At 68.2% G+C, this 4,787-nt stretch carries 3 protein-coding genes and 2 pseudogenes; all 5 read left to right on the plus strand.

Annotated features, from left to right (window positions below):
* A pseudogene (locus ACIPXB_RS37040) lies at positions 1-105 on the plus strand (ATP-binding protein); the annotation flags it as partial.
* A 296-nt stretch (positions 106-401) separates the two neighbouring features.
* Entirely contained in the window at positions 402-3,641 is a 3,240-nt protein-coding gene (locus tag ACIPXB_RS37045) for a nitrate- and nitrite sensing domain-containing protein (protein WP_401457401.1), read from the plus strand.
* 1 nt (position 3,642) lies between these two features.
* A complete protein-coding gene (locus tag ACIPXB_RS37050; RefSeq protein WP_319693805.1) occupies positions 3,643-4,065 on the plus strand; it encodes a roadblock/LC7 domain-containing protein in 423 nt (140 codons plus the stop codon).
* 93 nt (positions 4,066-4,158) lie between these two features.
* Positions 4,159-4,716, plus strand: a complete 558-nt coding sequence (locus ACIPXB_RS37055) for a DUF742 domain-containing protein (protein WP_401457402.1) — start codon at positions 4,159-4,161, stop codon at positions 4,714-4,716.
* A pseudogene (locus ACIPXB_RS37060) lies at positions 4,697-4,787 on the plus strand (ATP-binding protein); the annotation flags it as partial. The gene ACIPXB_RS37055 and the pseudogene ACIPXB_RS37060, both read left to right, overlap by 20 nt.

Here is a 4,787-nt window from a genome sequence, read left to right on the forward strand (position 1 = left end):
GGCCCCGACGCACCCATCATCACCACCGACGCCCGCCACCGCGCCGACGCCAAGAGCGCCCTCATCACGCTCGTCGAACACGCCCTCATGGCACGGCTGAAGTAACGGCGGGCCGCCAACTCGAGCGCCGCACGGGCGGGCTGTGTCCAAGGACACGGCCCGCCCGTGTCGTTCATAACGTTTCGACAGAGAATTGTTGGTACTTGGACACTCGCAGCACTCGTACGGTGCCGCTGTGTTCACCGAGCGTCTCGTTTTTGCCGCAGCTCGCTCTTTATGTCCGATTTATGTGAGGCAAAGGTCTCTAGGAATGGCCGGATTCAACTGTTTGGAACACGGCCGTTGGACATGCTGGAATTCAACGAACTAGCTAGTAGCACCGCCGAGAGGTTGTTGGTCGAGTGAGGCGAAGCAACTCGAGCCCCGCGGATGAACCCGCGCGCGGCAACTTCACCCCGCCGCAGCGCGCGGCCGCGTCTTCTGTCGACGTGCCCATGGACACGCCCAGGAGCAGCCGTAGCACCAGCAGGTTCTCGCCCCGCAACTGGCGTGTGCCGACGCGTCTGAACGCGATCCTCCTGCTGCCCGTCGGCGTCGGGCTGGTCATGGGCGGCTTCCAGGTGAAGGGATCGATCGACACCTGGAACGCGGCCAAGGACGCCGAGAAGACGGCCATGGTCGTCAAGGCCGCGTCGGAATACGGCCAGGCCCTCCTCGACGAGCGCGACCTGACCGCCGAGCCGCTCCTCAAGGGCGACAAGAGCAACGCGGTCGTGGTCGATGCCCGTAACAAGACCGACAAGGCGAAGCAGAAGTTCGCCGAGGCGATCAAGGGCATGCCCCAGAGGAAGGGCCTGCAGCACCGTCTCGATCTCTTCCAGAAGGAAGAGCCGAAGCTTCAGCATTTGCGCGACACCGCGTACAACCTGAACACCGAGACCCCGAAGAAGAACCTGTCGGCCAGCCAGGGCGGACCGGTGGCCACCGAAGAGGGCTATGTGCTGGTCCAGCACAACCTCATGCAGTTCTCCAACGAGCTGGGCCTGGGCACCGGAAACATCACGTCCTACGGCCGCATGGTCTACGCGATCCAGCTCGCCAAGGCCGCCGGCTCGCTCCAGCGCTCCATCGGCACCCACCTCCTGGTCCGGCCGAGCAAGGACCCGGCGATCAAGGAGGGGCAGCTCGTCGCCTTCTCCTCGTACGCCTACCTGGAGGAGATCGCGCTCGCCGAGTACGTCGCGGCCGGCACCGACGCCGACACCGAGCGCCTCAAGGAAGTCTTCGCCGCCAAGACCAAGGAGGGCGAGACCAAGCTCGCCGAGGTCAAGGAGCAGGCCGAGGCCTCCGGCAAGCCGTTCGTCGCCCCGCCGAAGGTCAACGACTCCATGCTCGAGGGCATGACCGAGGCGATAGCCGGCGGCGAGGACCCCAAGGTCCTCGCCACCAAGGGCACCAACGCCCTGTTCTGGCAGGCCGCGGCCACCGCGAAGTTCGAGGCGTACACGCAGATCGAGCAGGAGGTCACCGCCAAGGCCGTGACCGAGGCCGCCACGGTCGCCGACGACGCCCGCACCGACGCCATCATCACCGGCGCCGTCGTGGTCGTCGCCCTCACCACCGCCTTCCTCCTGGCCGGCCTGGTGGCCCGCCAGATGGGCCGCCAGATGCGCCGCCTGCGCGGCGCCGCGTTCGACATCGCCGAGCAGCGTCTGCCGAGCCTGGTCGACCAGCTCTCGCGCACCGACCCGGGCAAGGTCGACACCCGTGTCGAGCCGATCCCGATCGACTCCCAGGACGAGATCGGCGAGGTCGCCCGCGCGTTCGACCAGGTCCACCGCGAGGCCGTCCGGCTCGCCGCCGAGCAGGCCCTCCTACGGGGCAACGTCAACGCGATCTTCACGAACCTCTCCATGCGCAACCAGTCGCTGATCGAGGGCCAGCTGACCCTCATCACCGACCTGGAGAACAACGAGGCCGACCCGGACCAGCTGGAGAACCTCTTCCGCCTGGACCACCTGGCCACCCGTATGCGCCGCAACGGCGAGAACCTCCTCATCCTCGCGGGTGAGGAGCCGGGCCGCCGCTGGGACCAGCCGGTCCCCCTGGTCGACGTCCTGCGTGCCGCCTCCTCCGAGGTGGAGCAGTACGAGCGCATCGAGCTGTCGGGCGTCTCCGAGGCCGAGATCCACGGCCAGGCCGTGACCGACCTCGTGCACCTGCTGGCCGAGCTGCTGGAGAACGCCACGACGTTCTCCTCCCCGCAGACCAAGGTCCGCGTCAACGCCACGCGTCTGCCCGACGGCCGCGTCATGGTCGAGATCCACGACAAGGGCATCGGTCTGACCGCCGAGGACTTCGCGGACATCAACCACAAGCTGGCCAACCCGCCGACCGTGGACGCCGCGATCTCGCAGCGCATGGGTCTGTTCGTGGTCGGCCGGCTGTCGGACCGCCACGGCATCCGCGTCCAGCTGCGCCCCTCGGGCGAGCAGGCCGGCACCACCTCGCTGGTCATGCTCCCGGACGCCATCACCCACGGTGGTGGTGGCGAGGGGATCCCGGACGACGACTTCACCGTCTCCTCGATGATCCCGCAGCAGCCGGCCTTCGAGTCCGCTCCGATGCGCACCGCGGCCGAGCTCGGGTTCGACGACTCCCGGTACGAAAACCAGGGCGGCGAGAACCGTGGCCTGGACTCCATGGGCCGGTCCCTGTTCCGCGAGGAGCGCCGGGCGCAGCTGGAGGCCGGAGTCGGCCAGCAGCCGCACCCGGAGGGCCAGGACGCCCCGGAGGCCCAGGGCGGCCACGACGGGCAGGGTCAGGCCGCTCAGCCGGTCCAGGAGTACGCCCAGGACTATCCGGAACCTCAGCCGGAACACGGGTACCAGCCGTACCAGGGGTACGAGCCCCAGGCCGAACAGGGTTACGAGCCCGCGTACGACGCCCAGCGCGAGCAGGGTGGCTACGAGGCGTACCCGCAGGACAACTACACCTATCCGGAGGGTTCCTACCAGGACCAGCCGCAGGATGGGCAGAACTACGGCGCGGGCTACGATGGCCAGTCCCACCAGGCACAGTGGCCCGAGCAGAACTCGTATCCGGCGGCCTACCAGCAGGAATACGGGATCGAATCGGAATCCCAGTCGGGTCCCGAACCGGCGCCGGAACGCGTAGGCTTCGACCGTCCGGGCGCCGCTGCCGACACCGGCCACCAGCTGACCGGAGCGGGCCTGCCGCGTCGCGGCAGCCAGCAGCAGTGGCAGCCGGCACAGCAGGAAACGGAGTCGACCCCTTCCCTCTTCGAAGGACCGCCGCAGCGACAGCAGCAGCCGGCCCAGGAGGAGGAGCAGGGGGCGGACGGCAACAGCTGGCGTTCACGCAACGACGAGCGCTGGCAGCAGGCCGGCAAGCTCCGCGAGCCGAAGGCGGGCGGGGTCACCCCGTCCGGTCTCCCTCGGCGCGTACCCAAGGCCAACCTGGTCGAGGGTGCGGCGGAGACGACCCCGCAGGGCGGCCCTTCGGTCTCCCGCGCCCCGGAGGACGTCCGTGGCAGGCTGAGTAACCTGCGACGTGGAGTCCAGCAGGGACGCAGCGCGGGTTCAGAGCAGTCAAGTAACAGCTATGACCAGGAGCGTTAGTGTGAGCCCGATGAGCCAGGCGGCACAGAACCTGAACTGGTTGATCACCAACTTCGTGGACAACACCCCTGGGGTGTCCCACACCGTGGTGGTCTCCGCCGACGGCCTTCTTCTGGCGATGTCCGAAGGTTTCCCCCGCGACCGCGCCGATCAGCTGGCGGCCGTGGCCTCCGGACTGACCTCGCTGACCGCCGGAGCCTCCCGCATCTTCGAGGGCGGTGCCGTCAACCAGACCGTGGTCGAGATGGAGCGCGGCTTCCTCTTCATCATGTCCGTCTCGGACGGGTCCTCGCTGGCCGTACTCGCGCACCCCGAGTGCGACATCGGCCTCGTGGGCTACGAGATGGCTCTTCTGGTGGATCGCGCGGGCAGCGTCCTGACCCCGGACCTGCGCGCCGAACTGCAGGGAAGCCTTCTCAACTAACAGACAGGCAGTGCGTTTCGCGTCATCGCACCGTAGGGTGCGGTGGCGCGGTTCCACAGGGAGTACTGCGTTTTTGGAGTCGGAGGAGGAGACGTGACAACACCCGGAGGTCATCCCTTTGGCGGCGCTCAGCAGCCGCAGGGTGGGCACGACCAGAACCGCTTCAACTTCCCCTCCGCCCCCAGCCGGCCCATGCCGGAGCACAACCCGTACCAGCAACAGTCGTACGGCCAGCCCCAGCCGCCTCAGCAACCTCGCAGGCACGCGCCGCCTCCCCACCAGGGTGCGCAGCGACAGGCCCCCAAGGCCCACAACCCGCTGGTGCGTCCGTACGCCATGACCGGTGGCCGGACCCGGCCGCGCTACCAGCTCGCCATCGAGGCGCTGGTCAGCACGACGGCCGATCCTGCGCGCCTGCAAGGGCAGTTGCCCGAGCATCAGCGCATCTGCCGGCTGTGCCAAGAAATCAAATCGGTGGCCGAGATCTCGGCCCTCCTTTCCATTCCTCTCGGCGTCGCCCGAATCCTCGTGGCCGACCTGGCCGAGGCGGGTTTGGTCGCCATCCATCAGCCGGGCGGCGACGAAAACGCCGGCGGCCAGCCTGACGTGACACTGCTCGAAAGGGTGCTCAGTGGACTTCGCAAGCTCTAACGGCGGAGCGGCTCGCTCCACCACCTCCGCGAAGATCGTGGTGGCGGGCGGCTTCGGCGTGGGCAAGACCA

The sequence above is a fragment of the Streptomyces sp. NPDC090022 genome (genome assembly GCF_044748145.1).
Taxonomy (GTDB): domain Bacteria; phylum Actinomycetota; class Actinomycetes; order Streptomycetales; family Streptomycetaceae; genus Streptomyces.